This window comes from Glutamicibacter sp. NPDC127525, assembly GCF_042672105.1.
Taxonomy (GTDB): Bacteria; Actinomycetota; Actinomycetes; order Actinomycetales; family Micrococcaceae; genus Glutamicibacter.
On record NZ_JBHXVN010000001.1, the window covers coordinates 93,619 to 108,525 of the forward strand.

Sequence of the window (14,907 nt, forward strand, 5' to 3'; positions counted from 1 at the left end):
GCCGAGAAGCAAACGTTACCCCCGGCAGGAACTTGATACACAGCGGAAACGAAGCAGCGAGTGTTCGGAAACATCGAGCGCGTTAGATAGTCATAACACCACCGATACACCGAATACCTTGAGGGGAAGTGATCCAGATGGAGTTGGATGTAGCCAGCTTATGGATCCTGATAGCTGCCGCACTCGTATTGCTGATGACACCGGCACTGGGACTTTTCTACGGCGGCATGACTCGCGCCACCGGCGTGGTGAACATGATGCTGATGAGTTTCTCCGCCGCGGCGATCACCGCCGTTGTCTGGGTGCTCTGGGGCTACTCGTTCTCCGCCGGGGAACCAGCCATCGCCGGAATCGTCGGCAATCCAATCAGCGACTTCGCCATGCACAACACCGAGCAGTCCGAGTTGCTCGCCGCCGGTTTCGCCGGTACCTTCGCCATGATCTCGGTAGCCATCATCTCCGGAGCCATCGCCGACCGTGCCCGCTTTGCGCCATGGCTGTTCTTCGTCCCGCTGTGGGTCACCCTGGTGTACGCACCTGTGGCCTTCTGGGTCTGGGGTGGAGGGTTGCTCTCAGCAGACGGATTCCTGGGCAGCATCTTCGGCGAAGCCATTGACTTCGCCGGCGGCGCAGTGGTCCACACCAACGCGGGTATCGCAGCCCTGGTCCTGGCCCTGAAGCTGGGCCAGCGCCATAACTTCCACGACCGTCCGCAGCCGCACAACACCCCGCTGGTCATGCTCGGTGCCGGCCTGCTGTGGTTCGGCTGGTTCGGTTTCAACGCCGGGGCGGCGACCACCGTCGAGCAGGCCGGCCTCATCTGGGTCAACACCCTGGCAGCTCCGGGTGCGGCCGTCCTTGGCTGGATCCTGGTTGAGAAGCTTCGCGGTTCCCGCCCCAGCTCGCTGGGCGTCGCCTCCGGCCTGGTGGCCGGCCTGGTCGCCATCACCCCTTCCTGTGCAGACGTGGCCCCGTGGGCCGCGATGCTGCTGGGCGTCCTGGCTGGCGCCGGTGCAGCCTGGGCAGTGAACCTGAAATGGAAGCTGGGCTACGACGACTCGCTGGATGTTGTCGGCGTGCACCTGGTCGCCGGCTTGATCGGAACCCTGTTCCTTGGCTTCTTCGCCCTGCCAACCGAGGAGAGCGCTGGCGGACTGTTCTACGGCGGAGGCGTCGCCCAGCTGATCGCCCAGGCAGCCACCCTGATTGTGGTCATGGTCTTCTCCGCGGTGATGACCTGGGTCATCGCCACGGTCATTGGAAAGTTCAGCCCATGGCGTGTCACGGCAGATATCGAAATTGCCGGGATCGACGAGGCGGAACACAACGAAAATGGATACCAGCTGGTTTCCAAGTAAGGAGCGGAATCTGGAAAGTAACGCAACACAAGCACGAGGGGCAGGACGTTTCTGAAACGTCCTACCAGGACCGCCGGTGGGCCATGCAGCCACCGGCGGTCCTGGCGTGTTCACGCCCGGTGGCGGGCACATGTGTAAATCATGGGAATCGCCTAGCGCGCTGGCATCAGGCGTGCACCGGCCCCTAGCGTGGCATTCACCAGCCGATTATTCCCAAGCAGCTAGGAGAGTGCCATGGCCAGCGAACCACAACAGCAAGCAAGCCCGGGAGGGGAACCGGTGTTGTCCGGCCCCGGCCAGGACAGCGAATTCCTGACCACCAACCAGGGAGCTCCCGTCAGCGATACCGACCACTCGCTGAAAGCCGGAGAGCGCGGGCCCACCTTGCTGCAGGATCACCACCTGCGCGAGAAGATCATGCACTTCGACCACGAGCGGATTCCGGAGCGCGTGGTCCACGCCCGTGGCGCTGGCGCCCACGGGTCCTTCATCAGCTACGGCAACGCCTCCGAGCTGTGCCGGGCCGATTTCCTCAAGCCGGGCAAGCAGACCCGGGTCTTCGTGCGGTTCTCCACCGTGGTCGGTTCCCGCGGCTCGATGGACACAGCCCGCGATACCCGCGGCTTCGCCACGAAGTTCTATACCGAAGAGGGCATTTTCGACCTGGTGGGCAACAACATCCCGGTGTTCTTCATCCAGGATGGCATCAAGTTCCCGGATCTGGTCCATGCCGCGAAGCCGCACCCGGATACCGAGATCCCGCAGGCGCAATCGGCCCACGATACCTTCTGGGATTTCGTCTCCCTGCATACCCCCGCCCAGGCCCACGTGATGTGGCAGATGAGCGACCGTGCGATTCCTCGCTCGCTGCGCATGATGGAAGGCTTCGGCGTGCACACCTTCCGCATGGTCAACGAGGCGGGCAAATCTTCGTTGGTGAAGTTCCATTGGAAGCCAAAGCTCGGCGTGCACTCGCTGGCCTGGGAAGAATCCCAGCTGGCAGCCGGCGCGGATCCGGACTTCCACCGCCGCGATCTGGCCGAAGCCATTGATGCCGGCGCCTACCCCGAATGGGAACTGGGCGTGCAGATTTTCCCCGACGACGGCTCGGGGGTCTTCGAGGGCATCGACCTGCTGGATCCGACGAAATTCGTCCCAGAAGAGCTGGCTCCGGTCCAGCCGCTGGGCAAGATGGTGCTGGACCGCAACCCGGAGAACTACTTCGCGCAGACCGAGCAGGTCGCCTTCCACCCCGGGCATCTGGTTCCGGGCATCGATATCAGCGACGACCCGCTGCTGCAGGCGCGGCTCTTCTCCTACCTGGACACCCAGCTGACCCGCTTGGGCGGGCCGAACTTCGCGCAGATCCCGATCAACTCGCCGGACTCGCCGGTCAACGACATGTTCCGCGACGGCTTCCACCAGCACCGGGTGCCCAAGGGCATCGCGCCGTACAAGCCGAACTCGCTGGATGGCGGCTGCCCGTACATGTCGGAGGTTCTTTCCGGGCAGCAGCCTCCGCTGGACTTCCCGCAGCCGGTGCCTGAAAGCAAGAAGGTGCGTTCCGAACCGGCCAGCTTCTCGGACCACTACAGCCAGGCCCGCTTGTTCTACATCAGCCTCTCGGCCGTGGAGCGCGCCCATGTGCAGCAGGCCTACTCCTTTGAGCTGGGCAAGTGCACCGATACCGCGATCCGCCAGCGGCAGGTGGAATGCCTGGCCAAGATCGATAGCCAGCTGGCCGCCGGGGTCGCCAAGGCACTGGGCTTGCCTCAGCCGGCAGCCATGGAGCTGGCTGACCCGGTGGCCAGTCCCGCGCTGTCGCAGATCGGGAAGTCCTGGCCGGTGGACGGGCGCAAGGTCGGGGTGGTGTTCAATACCGGCAACCACGAGCACGTGCCGGGAATCGCCCAAGCGTTGACCGAACGCGGAATGTCCCCGCTGCTGGTCTCGGCCTCCGGTGGCGAGGTGGCCCCGGACCTGCCCATTGATCGCACCTACCTGACGGCGCGCTCCATCGAATTCGATGCGCTGGTGCTCATCGGCCCGCTGCCGCCGGCCCCGGACGCCGCGGTTGCGCTGGATGCCAAGGCCGGCGCCTTGGGGGCAGGCGGGGTTCCCGTCGACCCGCGCGTGGCGTTGCTGGTCGCGGAGGCCTACCGGCACAACAAGGCCATCATCACCCTGGACGGGCTCTCCGATGGCCTGCTGCAAGCGGTGGGCCTGGAGGATGACGCGCCGGGCATCGCGCTGGTCGAGCTTTCGGCGGTTGCCGAAAGCGCGGAGCAGCTGCTGTCCACCCACCGCGCGTGGGAGCGTTTCCCGGTCGCCGAGTAGCAGCGCGGCCCAGCTGGCCTAGCGGGCGGCGCGGCAGGTGCATGATTCGATTTGCCTGCCGCGCCGGCCTGGCCCAGCAGCAGGGCCGGCGGCAATCAACTGGCACAGATAGCTGATGAAAAGAGGTGCAAGATGCCTTCAGGAACCGATAGCCATGCCGGGAACGGGAACTCGGCCGAAACCGCTGCCAAGGCCCGGCACGCTCCTGGACCCGATGCCGAATCCAAACCCGATTCCCCGCCGGATATGCACTCCAGGTCATGGAAATACGCGGGCAAGCGCTCCATCAGGGAATTCTCCCGGAAGAAATGCACGGATATGGCGGCCGCGCTGACCTATTTCGCGATGCTCTCCATCTTCCCGGCCCTGCTGGCGGTAGTCTCCCTGCTCGGAGTTGCCGGCCAGGCGGAGAACATGACCCGCAACATCCTCTCGCTGATCGAGGAACTGGCCAGCAAGGAAGTGGTCGAAACCCTGCGCCAGCCCATCGAGCAGCTGGCATCGGCCCCGTCGGCAGGCCTGGCCCTGATTGCCGGTCTGGTCGGTGCGCTATGGAGCGCCTCGGGGTATGTCGGGGCGTTTGGACGGGCCATGAACCAGATCTACGAGGTGGCCGAAGGCCGCCCGTTCTACAAGCTGCGCCCACTGATGCTGCTGCTGACACTGGTGCTTCTTGTGGCCGTGTCCGTGCTGGGGATGCTGCTGATCGTCTCCGGTCCGCTGGCCCAGGCGCTGGGCAACGCCATGGGGCTGGGCGAGGGCGCGGTGGCGATATGGAACATCGCCAAATGGCCGGTGATCGTGCTGTGCGCGATTGTGCTGGTGGCCGTGCTCTACTACGGGGCTCCCAATGTGAAGCAACCGAAGTTCCGCTGGATCAGCCTCGGTTCGGCCATCGCGCTGCTCGTGCTGGCGCTGGCGACCGTGGGCATCTTCTTCTACGTTTCGAACTTCGGCAACTACAACAAGACCTACGGCGCCATCGGCGGGGTCATCGTGCTGCTGCTGTGGCTGTGGATCGCCAACCTGTCGCTGCTGTTCGGCGCGGTCTTCGACGCGGAAGCCGAGCGCGGGCGCCAGCTGCAGGCGGGGATTGCCGCCGAGCGCTCGGTCCAGCTTCCGCCGCGGGATACCAAGGCCAGCATGAAGCAGGAGGAAAAAGAAGAGCAGGACATCAGCGACGGGCGGCAGCTGCGTTTCGCCAGCGAGCTGGACGCCGAAGAGCAAGCGGATCCGGATTCCAGGCGGAACCCGGAAAGCTGAGCAGGAGCCGAAGCTGGCCATCGCCTGACGCCCCTTGGCGCGGGCCAGCACCTCGGTAGCGTGTGAAACGACCAGATCATTCCAAGACAAAGGAGCTCTTCATGGCCAACGACGAGGCAAGCAAAGTCATCAGCATCATCCAGGACCTGCGGATCGCCATGGTCTCAACCCTCAGCGCTGGACGGCTGGCCAGCCGCCCCCTGACGCTGATTGAAGCCACCGACGAAGGAGAACTCTGGTTCTTCTCTACCGCCGACGCCGGGATTGTCCAGGAAATCCGGGCCCAGGGACTGGTCAATGCCGCGTTCAGCGGATCCAAGGCGTGGGTGTCGGTCAGCGGCCACGCCGAGGTGGTGCTCGATGTCGCCAAGAAGAAGGAACTGTGGAACGCCGCGGTGGAGACCTTCGCCAGCGAAGGCCCGGAATCTGCGCAGACTGTGCTGCTGCGCGTCGATGCCGACTCCGCTGAATACTGGGAGAACCCCGGTGGGGCAGCGAGCCTGGTGGCCGGCTGGGTGAAGCAGAAGCTCACCGGCAAACCTGCCGAGCCCGGGGACTCGAATAGCGTCGAACTCTAGGACGCCGAAAACCGCCAACGGCCGCTGCTCCAAATTCCTGGAGCAGCGGCCGTATTGCTGTGCACATTGCCTGGCGCAGAGCTATGCCCCATGGATTCGTATCCATGGGGCATAGCTGGTGGTGCGGTTTAGGACAGGTCGTCCTTGACATCCTTGGCGGCGTCCTTGACGTGTTCTCCTGCTTGCTTTGCCTTGGCGGCGGCCTGGTCCTTCACGCCTTCGGCTTGCAGGCGCTCATTATCAGTGGCATCGCCGTAGGCCTCCTTGGCCTTGCCAGATGCTTCCTGGGCCTTGTTCTGGATCTTGTCTCCAATTCCCATGATTCTTACCTCCTGTGTGGATCTGGTTACTGACAACTTGAACTATAGGGCAGATTGCAAATTGGGGTCCCGAAGCTGAAAGTTTGCTTGCGGCCAACTTTGCAGATCATCACAGTGCCGCCGTCGCGGCGGCCAATCCCATAAACTGCCTCGCTGCGTTGCGCTGTTCTTTGCGGTTATCAGGAGTCATTCAGCTGGGCCGGGCACGAATGGGCCGTGACCTAGACTGGCCAAAAGTTCCGCGCAGAGAAGGAGAATCGATGGACCAGCGGCCGGTGTCGTTTAGTGCAGCCGAACCAGGATCCCGCCCCCGCAACAGCGAGTTATGGTGGGGCGCCGAAGTCGCGGTGCGTGCGGCCGCCGTGCGCTGCGAGGGCAACCCGGAAGCGATGCTGCGTACGCTGGAAAGTTCGGGGGAGGAACCTCCGGTGCCAGCGGCCGGACAGACCCAGCGCCTGTGGGAACTGCTGGCCTCCGTGGCCGCCACCGACCTGGTCGCGGCCAGGACGCTGGAACCGCATTTGGATGCCGCGGGAATCCTGAACCAGGCGGGCATGTCGTGGCCGGCCGGCACTGCATGGGGCGTTTTCGCCGCGCAGCCGCCCAACGCCACCCTGGAAGCGGTTCGCCAGTCCGGCGGGGGATGGGAGCTGAACGGCACCAAGCCCTGGTGCTCGTTGGCCGCGCAGCTGACGCATGCCCTGGTCACCGCCCCCACGCCCGATGGTGGCCGGCTGTTCATGGTTTCCTTGCGGCATCCGGGCGTTGAACCGGCATCGGATGCCTGGGTCAGCCGCGGCATGGCGCAGCTGCCCAGCGGCAGCGTGAACTTCACCGGCGTGCCGGCACAACCGGTGCAGGACGCCGGCTGGTACCTGTCCCGTCCCGGGTTCGCTGTCGGGGGCGTTGGCGTGGCCGCCTGCTGGTTCGGGGCAGCGGTGGGAATCTACCGCCATCTGCTGCGCAGCGCCCAAGCGCGCACCCCGGATCAGCTGGCCCTTGCTTGGCTCGGCGAAGCAGACCGCTTGCTGGCCAGCTGCGCCGCGCTGCTGGAACAGGCCGCCGGGCTGGCCGATGCCGGAGCGCTGGATGCCATTTCGGCCCATCGGGTCCGCGGCCAGGTGGCCGGGGCCTGCGAGCGGGTGTTGCAGCTCAGCGGCCAGTCCACCGGTCCGGGCCCGCTGACCGCCGATGAGGAGCATGCGCGGCGTGCAGCTGACCTGGGCATCTATCTGCGCCAGCACCACGCGGCCCGCGACGACGCGGCGCTGGGCCAGTTGATTGCGGACCGCGCCGGAACGGAAAGTGGCAGCGCATGGTGAACTTCACGCATCAGGACCAGGGAACATCTGCAAGCTGCTGGCAGCAGGCTGGGCTTGAGCGGATCGCCGCACTGGATCCGGAGAAGCTCTTCCACGCAATCGCATCGGTGGTTGTCCTGGCCGCCCACCCGGATGACGAGACGCTGGGAGCCGGAGGGCTGATCCGCATGGCCCTTGGCCGGGGGATCGATGTCCACGTGATCGTCTGCAGCTTCGGGGAAGCCTCGCATCCGGACTCCACCACACACTCCCCGGCCCAGTTGGCCGCGCTGCGCCAGGCCGAGCTGGCCGAGGCCATGGACACGCTGCGCGTACAAGGACCGCGCAGCGGAACGCTGCATCTGCACTGCTTGGGCCTGGGCGACGGGAAACTCGAAGCGCAGCAGGAGCCGATCCGCGCAGCCCTTGAGCAGCACGCCGGCGAGCGCTGCCTGATCGCCAGCACCTACCGCAGCGACGGGCACCCGGACCACGAAATCCTGGGCCTGCTCGCCGCGGACTGCGCCCTGGCGCACAATGCCTGCCATCTGGAATTCCCCATTTGGTTCTGGCACTGGGCGCAACCGGACCGGCAGCCCAGCTTCAGGCATTGGCGCCGGCTGGCCCTGGATGCATCCAGCGCGGATGCCAAGGCCCGCGCCCTGGAGGCCCACCGTTCCCAAACCCGGCCGCTGTCCGCCCTGCCAGGAGACGAAGTCCTCCTTAGCGAAGGCTTCCTGCAGCATTTTTCCCGCGGCGCCGAGATCTTCCGCGCCACCTGGCCTGGCCACAAGGACGCCGCGTCGGCTCCGGTGGTCTTCGACGAGCTCTACGGGCAACGCGAAGATCCGTGGGAATACCGCAGCAGCCGCTACGAGCAGCGCAAGCAGCAGATCCTGCTCGCCTCCCTGCCCCGGGAACAGTATGCGGCGGTTTTGGAGCTGGGATGCTCCATCGGGGTGCAGAGCGCCGAACTGGGCCGCCGCAGCACCAGCCTGCTGGCGGTGGATGCCAGCGCTACAGCGCTAGTCCAGGCCCGGCGTGCCGTGGCCGGAATGGAGCATGTCAGCTTGCTGCAGGCCACGGTGCCCCAACAATTTCCGCAGCTGGAGCCGGGGAGCGTGCAGCTGGTAGTGCTCAGCGAGATCGGCTATTTCCTGGCCGCCGACGAATTGGCGCAGGTGCTCGCCGCCAGTGCTGCCGCACTGGAAGCCGGCGGAGAGCTGGTGCTCTGCCATTGGCTGCATCCCATTGAAGGCTGGCCGCTGGACGGGGAGGATGTGCACCGGATGGCGGGAGAACTGGGGTGGGAGCGCATCGTGGAGCATCGCGAGGCCGATTTCCTGCTTGAAATACTGCGCAAGCCCGCTGGTGCCCATGGGTAGGCAGCTGGCGGCCATGGCGGTCATCATCCCGGCCCATGACGAGGAAGAACGCCTGGGCCGCTGCCTGGATTCGGTGCGCGCGGCCATGGACCGGTTGGCGCGTGCCCGCCCGCAGCTGCAGGTCCGGGCCATCGTGGTTGCCGATAGCTGCACCGACGGCACGGTACAGGTTGCCCAGCGGCAGATTAGCGCAGATCAGCGGATCAGCTTGCTGCAGGCCAGCTTCGGTAATGTCGGAGCCAGCCGGGCTGCCGGGGCACGCCACGCCCTGGCCAGCTTCGGCGCGGACGCGGACCCGAGCGCCATCTGGCTGGCCAGCACCGACGCGGATACCTGCGTCGCCGAGCATTGGCTGGAGGGCTTTGCCTGCCTGCACGCCGGCGGGGCCGATGCGGTGGCCGGAACCGTGGAACCGGACCGCGGCGAACTCGATGAGCATATCTTCGCCTTATGGGAGCAGGCCTACCAGCCGATCGAGGGGCATGGCCATATCCACGGCGCGAACTTCGGAGTGTGCGCTGCTGCCTACCTGGATGTTGGAGGCTTCGAGCCCTTGGCGGCCCGGGAGGATGTGGCCTTGGTCGAGGCGCTGCGCCGCGCCGGCTACCGGGTCCAGGCCACGGCCCGCCTGCAGGCGATCACCTCGGGGCGCTTGCGCGGGCGGTTGTGCGAGGGCTTCGCGGACTATCTTGCCGCGCTGGATCACCAGATGCTCCACGCCCGGTAGTGCCCAAGTAAGCGGTCCCGGTCCCTGGCATAGGAACAGCCCCCGGCGAATCTGCGCGGATGCGCGATTTCCCGGGGGCTGTGCCCGTTGCGGCGGTGCTTGCGGTTACACGCTGCTGCCGGACTCCTGCGTGGCGTACCTGTGTCCCAGCTTGCTGGCGTCGAAAGCCGGAACCGCGTGGGCGAGCGCAGTGTATTGCCAGTACTTCACACGGAATGCAGCCATTCCGCTGTGCTCGGCCTGGCCGAACAGATCCTTGATCTTGCTGCGCGGCGCGCTGGCCTGAACCACTTCCAAGACTGGAGACGGCTCGGAAATGTGCAAGAACTTCAGTTCCTCGGTCTGCGGTTCAACCATCGCGACCAGCACCGGCCGCTTGTGCACCGAGACCAGGCCCATCACATCATCGAGCGCTTCCAAAGGCTGTGTCATGACCACTGGCATTCCTTGGGTCCAGCCATAGCTGCTCAGATGCCTTCTTCCCTCGCGTGATCCCAGCAGCTCTGCTACGCGCAACGCGGTCTGGGACCTGACTAGCCTTCCTGGCATGTGAACTACCCTCCACTTCTAGACGATACTTCTCACTTCAACAATGCAGTTATCTGTCCCTCCGGACTGGGCAGCGTGGCCCTTGAAATACGCTGTGGACCATGCGGCCAGCGGTGGGGGACTCGATAAAAAATTATCATTGGCCCACCAAGTTGTTGCGAACAGGCCGCGATTCTGAGGAAATTCCCAGACTTTATTCTCTACTAGTCAGTATCCCTATTCAGCTACCGTGATTGCGCGGTTCAGTCCCGCCCAAGATCACGCAGCGCCCGGTGCGCCGCATGCCAGCCGGCCATGCCATGCACCCCACCGCCCGGAGGGGTGGAGGAGGAGCACAGGTACAGTCCCGGCACGCCCAGCGAATAGGGATTCAGCGAGGGCGAGGGGCGGAAGAACTGCTGGGTGCCGGCCAGTGATCCGCCGCCGATATCCCCGCCGACCAGATTCGGATTCCAGGCCTGCAGCTGCGCCGGTCCGGTGACTACCCGCTGCACGATCCGGTCCTTGAAATCCGGCGCGAACCGCTGGATCTGCGCATCGATGAGCGCACCGGCATCCCCGCTGTAGCCTTGGGGCACGTGAGCGTAGGACCAGATGACTTGGCGGCCGGCCGGGGCGCGCGAGGCATCGGCGCTCGAAGGCTGGACCACCATCACGAACGGGCGTTCGGGCATTGACCCGGCGGCGACCCGGCGCTCGGCCCGGGCCAGCTCGGCGGCATCGCCGATCACATGCACGGTGCCGGCCTGCGCGGTGCGCGCATCCTTCCAGGGAATCGGCCCATCGAGCAGGTAGTCCACCTTGTAGGCCGCGGTGCCATAGCGCCAGCGCTCGAACCGCCGGCGCAGGCGTGCCGGGAGCTGGTCGCCGGCGAGCTGCACTACCTGGCGGGGCGTTGCATCCAGGAAGGTGAGGTCCGCATCGGGAAGCTGCGCGAGGTGGGTGATCTGGTGCCCGGTATGGATCTGCACCCCCAGCCCGTCGAGCACCCGCAGTAGCGCGTCGATGATGCTGCCGGTGCCCCCGTGCGCCACCGGCCAGCCCCAGGACTGGCCCAAGGCCCCGAAGAGCACGCCGAATCCCGAGGTGAACGGGTGGGAGAGCGGCAGCATGGAATGCGCGCTGGATCCGGCAAAGAGCGCCGCGGCCTGCCGGGTCCGGAACGCGGCGGCCAGCAGCTTCGCCGGCGGCAGCGCGCGCAGCCCGAAGCGTGCCATGAGCACCGGATGCGGCGGGATGCCCAGCAGCGGGCTGGTGGCATTGTCCAGGATCTCCTGCGGATGGCGCACGAGCGGCCCGTGCAACAGCTGCCAGATCTTCCGGTCGGCGGGGAACTGCGCCATGGTGGCTTCCAGGTCCTGGTGCAGGAAGACCGACTCGGCGTCGTCCAGCGGGTGGGCCAGCGGATAGCCGTGGAAATCCCACTGCAGCCCATGGCCGGCCAGATCGAAATGCGCGAAGGCCCGGCTGCCATAGGCGAAGGGGTGGGCGGCAGCTCCCAGGTCCACGATGGTGCCCTCGCCCAACGTGCTGCCGGAGGCCGCGGCCCCGCCGGGATGGGCATTGCGCTCGAAGACCTGGACATCGAATCCCTGCTCGGCCAAAACCGCCGCGGCGACCAGCCCATTGGGGCCGGCGCCGACAATGTTCGCTTTCTTTGGGGTCATGGGCGGTGTTCCCCCTGCTCATCGTGCACTGGCGGGGCGAAGCGCTCGGGCCAGGTCTCGTCGCTGAGCGCCTTGAGCTGGCTGATCTGCGACTCTGCGCGGTGCGACAGGTCCTGCAGCAGCGCCTGGTCCAGGCGCGGATCATGGGGCAGCATCAGCAACAGCGTCTGCCACATGCGCAGCTTGGCATTGAGCAGCCCGGTGAGCACATCGAGCTGCACCTGCGCGGCGGCCAGCTTGCGCATACGCAGCGGATTGAACGGGTTGACGTGCCCGGCGAGCTTGGCCGCCGGAGCGAGCAGGCGGGCCAGCGGACGCTTGGTGCAGCCCAGCCGGTCCATGATCCGTTTCAAGTCATCCTGATCTGCTTTGACCTGCTGGTGCAGCGATTCGAAACGCTGGGCATAGGCGGTGTCCGCCCAGGTGCCGTGGGCGGCCTTGAAGTGGTTCAGCCCCGATTCGGAACCCAGCAGGTGTTCGCTCAGGTACCGGTGCAAGGTCGTCTGGTCGATGGTGTTGTGCGGCATGGGCCCGTCCTTAGTTCTCGCCTGGGATTGCAGTCTTCTGCTGGCTGAAACGCTAGGGCACCGGCCGCCACTGGCCAATGGCCGGACGCTGATCCGCAGGCAGCACCCAGCATCCGGCGGCTAGGGGGCCGGGAACGGCCGGGCCTTGAGCAGCCGCGCCAGATGCGCCGCGTTGCGCGTGGCGATCTGCGTGGCGTTGGCCGTGACCTGCGGGGTCTGGTCCAGATCCTGGTAGTCGGTGGTGTGCATGGCCTGTCCCACCCAATAGGTGGAGCCCTGGGCCGGCAGGGTGAACCCGACATCGGCCAGGCCCTGGCCCAGATCCGCAATCACGTGGTGCGCGCCGTCTTCATTGCCCACCACGGCCACCACGCCCACCTTGCCAAAGAGGATCGGGCGGCCCTGCTCGTCGGTCTGGGACAACTCGGCATCCAGCCGCTCCAGCACCCGCTGGGCCAGGCTCGCGGGGTGGCCTACCCAGATCGGGGTGGCCAGCACCAGGATGTCCGCGGCCAGCAGCTTCTGCCGGATCCCCGGCCACTGGTCGCCGCCTCCCATGTCCTTGAGCACTCCGGGCTTTACGTCGAAATCGGCAATGCGCAGGATCTCGGAGTGGACCTGGTGCTCCGTGAATTCCGCCGCCACCTGCCGGGCCAGCAGGTCGCTGCTGGAGGCTTTGGGCGATGGGGAGAGGGTGCAGACCAGGATCAGTGCATTAATCGGTGTCTGGGCCATGGCTATCATTCCTTGTCATCGAGGGTGCTCCCGGGCAGCCGGATCAGCGCTTGATACGTGCATCAACGCGTGCGGCCAGCTGCGCGGCGGTCTGCATCGCGCGCTCCAGCGATGCTGCGGTATCCCGTAATCCGGAGTGCTGCGCGTGCGCCGGGCCGGAGGGCAGCTGGGACAGGTCGTAGCGCAGGTTGCTGCTGGCGGCTTGCAGCACTGCGCGGACCATGCCCAGCGCGGCGGCGACATCGGCCACCAATTGCGGTTTGGCGTGCTGGTCAAGCCAGCGCAGGTCGTTCACGGCGGTCATGGCCAGCGCACCAAGTGTGGCCGAGGATTTCGCGGCCTGCAAGCAGGCCGCGGCGAGCTGGCGGTCGCGCTGCTCCGAGGGCGGTTGCGCGGAGGCTTCCCCGAAATCCGCGGAGGCCTTGGCGTCCCGGTCGGCCATGCCCAGCGCGTCGATCCGCAGTTGCTTGGCCCGGGCCTGCAGGCCGGCGAGCTCTGCGTGGGCGGGTCCGGATGCCGAGACGTAGCCGGCGGACATGGACATCAGCGCGGCGGCGGCACCGAGCATCAGTGCCGCCGCGGCTCCGCCGCCCGGGTTCCCGTCCGATTCGGCCAGTTCTTCAAGCCAGCGTCCTATGCGTGCCTCGCTGATCGGACGCTGCGGGCCGCTATTCGCCATGCCCCTGGTCTTGGCTCATCGAGCCTTCGCCGGGCGGGGTTTCGCCCGGCGGCACCGAACCGCCCGGTTCCAGTCCGGTAATCAGCTGCTGCTCCGGGTCGGGGTTGGAGGTGGCTGCGGCGTCGCGGTTGGCCTCTTGGGCTTCATCCTGCTGTGCGTCGGGCTGCGACGCGGAGGATTCCTGCGGGTCCATTGGCTGCTCCTGTCTGCTTCTGGGCTGCGGGCTGGGGATCCAGCCCTTGTCCGCTCACGCTAGGCCAGGGCCCCGGCGGGCTCAACAGCACCGGGCGATTCACACGGAACGCACGGATTGCGGTGCGCTGCCTGCCGGAATTCAGCTGGCCGGAGGCAGTCCAGGTGCCAGGTGCTTGAGCACGGCGGCGTGCAGGCGCGCATCGGCCAGCAAGCGGAAATGCCCCAGCGTGGGCAGCTTGATGTTGGTGGCTCCGGCCAGGTCGCAGCCGCCGGGGATGTGCGGGTCGAAGCTGCTGTAGATGGAGATGATCCGGGAATTCACGCTCAGGTTGGCCGAGAGCTTGAGCAGGCCCTGGTCGTTGGGGGACAGCGAGCGCAGGGAGCGGACCGGCGCATAGCGTGCATAGCGCGAACCGGAGAAGGGGGTGCCAATGGCGATCATCCGATTGATCCGGTAGCCCTGCGGCGAGGCGGACATCAGGTACTTGCCGATCAGTCCGCCCTTGCTGTGCGCCACCAGCACCGCATCGTCGAGCTGCTCCCGGTCCAGGTAGCTGGAGACCACCTGGGACATCTCCGGCACCGTGCCGCGGTTGAAGCCGAGCTGCGGGATCACGTGCACCGGGTGGCCGGCCTGGTGCAGTGCGTTGGCCAGCGGGAGCAGGAATTTCCAGGATTCCCAGATTCCCGGGATCAGCACCACCGGTTCGGCTGCCGGATGGCTGCCGGAGCGCAGGCGCCCGGCCTCGGCACTTGGCATCAGCGAACGCAGCTGCCAGGCACCGGCATAGAGATAATCCTGCAGCCAGGCGCGGGACAATACCGCCCACCGCGATAGCCTGCTGGACAGGGTGCTGGTCTCCACCGGTGCTCCTTTGCTGCGTGTTGCGCTGTGGGACCGGTTGCGCCGCGGCGCGGTCCCAAGAGCATTATCACCACATGAGTAGGGCTGAGTCCGGCAGCGACATTGCCCGGCCTGGGGAATTCCAGGCGTGGGGCCGCCCGCCATTCTGCTGCGGCGGCGAGCCGAGGCCCTCTTCATAGCCTGTGCCAGCCCACGTGCCATGTGGGGCTTTGAAAAGTTCAGCCCGAATTCGGTTACAGCGGGTGCTGGCTGGCCTGGCGATGGATAGTGTTTTGGCGGATTCCAGGGTGCTTCGGGCCTCGCGCAGGTGCCGAAACCGCATCGAGCCGGTGCTGGATTTCCACGCGCGTGGCGTGGCCGCGATGGCGCAGAGGGGAAAGCGGTGGTGCATGGAATCCTCACGCTGCTGAAGAAGGCTTCA

Annotated in this window: 15 protein-coding genes; 7 read left to right on the forward strand and 8 right to left on the reverse strand. The window is 66.3% G+C overall.

Annotated features, from left to right (window positions below; translation table 11 throughout):
- The first annotated feature begins 137 nt into the window (after window positions 1-137).
- The 4 genes from ACFVHU_RS00355 to ACFVHU_RS00370 all read left to right on the forward strand — a co-directional run bounded on the left by ACFVHU_RS00355 (window position 138) and on the right by ACFVHU_RS00370 (window position 5,536).
- Window positions 138-1,358, forward strand: a complete 1,221-nt coding sequence (locus tag ACFVHU_RS00355; RefSeq protein WP_332728541.1) for an ammonium transporter — start codon at window positions 138-140, stop codon at window positions 1,356-1,358.
- Window positions 1,359-1,592: 234 nt separating this feature from the next.
- Window positions 1,593-3,695 carry a catalase gene (locus ACFVHU_RS00360; protein WP_388021832.1) on the forward strand — a complete coding sequence of 701 codons (2,103 nt, stop codon included), beginning with the start codon at window positions 1,593-1,595 and terminating at the stop codon, window positions 3,693-3,695.
- A gap of 132 nt (window positions 3,696-3,827) precedes the next feature.
- Window positions 3,828-4,958, forward strand: coding sequence for a YihY/virulence factor BrkB family protein (locus ACFVHU_RS00365; protein ID WP_388021834.1), 1,131 nt, complete (start codon window positions 3,828-3,830; stop codon window positions 4,956-4,958).
- 101 nt (window positions 4,959-5,059) lie between these two features.
- Entirely contained in the window at window positions 5,060-5,536 is a 477-nt protein-coding gene (locus ACFVHU_RS00370; RefSeq protein WP_133833468.1) for a pyridoxamine 5'-phosphate oxidase family protein, read from the forward strand.
- Between the two features lie 128 nt (window positions 5,537-5,664).
- Here the strand turns inward: ACFVHU_RS00370 and ACFVHU_RS00375 are convergent, their stop codons facing one another.
- Window positions 5,665-5,856, reverse strand: a complete 192-nt coding sequence (locus ACFVHU_RS00375; protein ID WP_105657701.1) for a CsbD family protein — start codon at window positions 5,854-5,856, stop codon at window positions 5,665-5,667.
- 260 nt (window positions 5,857-6,116) lie between these two features.
- Between ACFVHU_RS00375 and ACFVHU_RS00380 the strand changes: the two genes are divergently transcribed.
- From ACFVHU_RS00380 to ACFVHU_RS00390, 3 genes are read left to right on the forward strand one after another with little or no spacing between them, the layout of a single operon-like run.
- Window positions 6,117-7,178: an acyl-CoA dehydrogenase family protein gene (locus ACFVHU_RS00380; RefSeq protein WP_133833467.1), complete on the forward strand. Its 1,062-nt coding sequence runs from the start codon at window positions 6,117-6,119 to the stop codon at window positions 7,176-7,178.
- Complete coding sequence (locus tag ACFVHU_RS00385) at window positions 7,172-8,542, forward strand: PIG-L family deacetylase (protein ID WP_388021837.1); 1,371 nt, start codon at window positions 7,172-7,174, stop codon at window positions 8,540-8,542. Before ACFVHU_RS00380 ends, ACFVHU_RS00385 begins: the two co-directional genes overlap by 7 nt.
- Window positions 8,535-9,269: a glycosyltransferase gene (locus tag ACFVHU_RS00390; RefSeq protein WP_388021839.1), complete on the forward strand. Its 735-nt coding sequence runs from the start codon at window positions 8,535-8,537 to the stop codon at window positions 9,267-9,269. The genes ACFVHU_RS00385 and ACFVHU_RS00390 overlap by 8 nt, the downstream gene beginning before the upstream one ends.
- A 105-nt stretch (window positions 9,270-9,374) precedes the next feature.
- On the opposite strand, the gene ACFVHU_RS00395 is transcribed toward ACFVHU_RS00390, so the two are convergent.
- From ACFVHU_RS00395 to ACFVHU_RS00425, 7 genes are all read right to left on the reverse strand, one after another.
- Entirely contained in the window at window positions 9,375-9,701 is a 327-nt protein-coding gene (locus ACFVHU_RS00395) for a hypothetical protein (protein ID WP_286134535.1), read from the reverse strand.
- A gap of 359 nt (window positions 9,702-10,060) precedes the next feature.
- Window positions 10,061-11,485, reverse strand: coding sequence for a phytoene desaturase family protein (locus ACFVHU_RS00400; protein ID WP_388021841.1), 1,425 nt, complete (start codon window positions 11,483-11,485; stop codon window positions 10,061-10,063).
- On the reverse strand, window positions 11,482-12,012 hold the full coding sequence (locus ACFVHU_RS00405) for a hypothetical protein (protein WP_388021843.1): 531 nt from the start codon (window positions 12,010-12,012) through the stop codon (window positions 11,482-11,484). Before ACFVHU_RS00405 ends, ACFVHU_RS00400 begins: the two co-directional genes overlap by 4 nt.
- A gap of 120 nt (window positions 12,013-12,132) precedes the next feature.
- Window positions 12,133-12,747, reverse strand: coding sequence for a flavodoxin family protein (locus ACFVHU_RS00410; RefSeq protein WP_388021845.1), 615 nt, complete (start codon window positions 12,745-12,747; stop codon window positions 12,133-12,135).
- 43 nt (window positions 12,748-12,790) lie between these two features.
- Window positions 12,791-13,426: a cyclodeaminase/cyclohydrolase family protein gene (locus ACFVHU_RS00415; protein ID WP_388021847.1), complete on the reverse strand. Its 636-nt coding sequence runs from the start codon at window positions 13,424-13,426 to the stop codon at window positions 12,791-12,793.
- A complete protein-coding gene (locus tag ACFVHU_RS00420) occupies window positions 13,416-13,619 on the reverse strand; it encodes a DUF6480 family protein (protein ID WP_332488975.1) in 204 nt (67 codons plus the stop codon). The genes ACFVHU_RS00415 and ACFVHU_RS00420 overlap by 11 nt, the downstream gene beginning before the upstream one ends.
- A gap of 141 nt (window positions 13,620-13,760) precedes the next feature.
- Window positions 13,761-14,486, reverse strand: coding sequence for an alpha/beta hydrolase (locus tag ACFVHU_RS00425; protein ID WP_388021849.1), 726 nt, complete (start codon window positions 14,484-14,486; stop codon window positions 13,761-13,763).
- Window positions 14,487-14,907 lie beyond the last annotated feature (421 nt).

Bases quoted from the DNA above. Each gene is read 5' to 3' on its own strand.
- ACFVHU_RS00395 (WP_286134535.1), bottom strand. From the start codon at position 9,701: ATGACACAGCCTTTGGAAGCGCTCGATGATGTGATGGGCCTGGTCTCG.
- ACFVHU_RS00370 (WP_133833468.1), top strand. From the start codon at position 5,060: ATGGCCAACGACGAGGCAAGCAAAGTCATCAGCATCATCCAGGACCTG.
- ACFVHU_RS00420 (WP_332488975.1), bottom strand. From the start codon at position 13,619: ATGGACCCGCAGGAATCCTCCGCGTCGCAGCCCGACGCACAGCAGGAT.
- ACFVHU_RS00410 (WP_388021845.1), bottom strand. From the start codon at position 12,747: ATGGCCCAGACACCGATTAATGCACTGATCCTGGTCTGCACCCTCTCC.
- ACFVHU_RS00390 (WP_388021839.1), top strand. From the start codon at position 8,535: ATGGGTAGGCAGCTGGCGGCCATGGCGGTCATCATCCCGGCCCATGAC.
- ACFVHU_RS00380 (WP_133833467.1), top strand. From the start codon at position 6,117: ATGGACCAGCGGCCGGTGTCGTTTAGTGCAGCCGAACCAGGATCCCGC.
- ACFVHU_RS00355 (WP_332728541.1), top strand. From the start codon at position 138: ATGGAGTTGGATGTAGCCAGCTTATGGATCCTGATAGCTGCCGCACTC.
- ACFVHU_RS00375 (WP_105657701.1), bottom strand. From the start codon at position 5,856: ATGGGAATTGGAGACAAGATCCAGAACAAGGCCCAGGAAGCATCTGGC.
- ACFVHU_RS00400 (WP_388021841.1), bottom strand. From the start codon at position 11,485: ATGACCCCAAAGAAAGCGAACATTGTCGGCGCCGGCCCCAATGGGCTG.
- ACFVHU_RS00385 (WP_388021837.1), top strand. From the start codon at position 7,172: ATGGTGAACTTCACGCATCAGGACCAGGGAACATCTGCAAGCTGCTGG.
- ACFVHU_RS00365 (WP_388021834.1), top strand. From the start codon at position 3,828: ATGCCTTCAGGAACCGATAGCCATGCCGGGAACGGGAACTCGGCCGAA.
- ACFVHU_RS00415 (WP_388021847.1), bottom strand. From the start codon at position 13,426: ATGGCGAATAGCGGCCCGCAGCGTCCGATCAGCGAGGCACGCATAGGA.
- ACFVHU_RS00360 (WP_388021832.1), top strand. From the start codon at position 1,593: ATGGCCAGCGAACCACAACAGCAAGCAAGCCCGGGAGGGGAACCGGTG.
- ACFVHU_RS00405 (WP_388021843.1), bottom strand. From the start codon at position 12,012: ATGCCGCACAACACCATCGACCAGACGACCTTGCACCGGTACCTGAGC.